This window comes from Burkholderia sp. AW33-5, from assembly GCF_053427615.1.
In genome coordinates this window covers 1-324 of record NZ_JBSAXA010000120.1, presented here as the reverse complement: position 1 = coordinate 324, position 324 = coordinate 1, and the positions used below count along the sequence as shown (strand labels likewise).

Sequence of the window (324 nt, the reverse complement as noted above, 5' to 3'; positions counted from 1 at the left end):
CCCGCCACAGCAGGTAGGGCTCGCCACGCAACGACACGAACATCTCATCGAGATGCCATGTGCTGCCTAGCTTGCGCCGCGCGGTCTTGACGCGATAGGCGAAGCCCGCGCCAAATTTATCGCACCAGCGGCGGATCGTCTCGTAGCTCACGACCACGCCGCGCTCGAACAGCAACTCCTCAATGTCGCGCAGGCTCAGGTGGAAGCGGTAGTACCAGCGCACGGCGCAGCTAATGACGGCTGCCGGGAAGCGGTGGCCGTGGTAGAGCGATGTCTTCTTCATCGCCTCATCTTACGCGACCCGCTCGCCAACGTGACAAAGCT

General features: G+C 62.7%; 1 pseudogene. It reads right to left on the bottom strand.

Annotation, left to right across the window (positions count from 1 at the left end):
• Nucleotides 1–283: pseudogene (locus ACV22V_RS32635) on the bottom strand (IS6 family transposase); the annotation flags it as partial.
• Between the last annotated feature and the right edge of the window lie 41 nt (nt 284–324).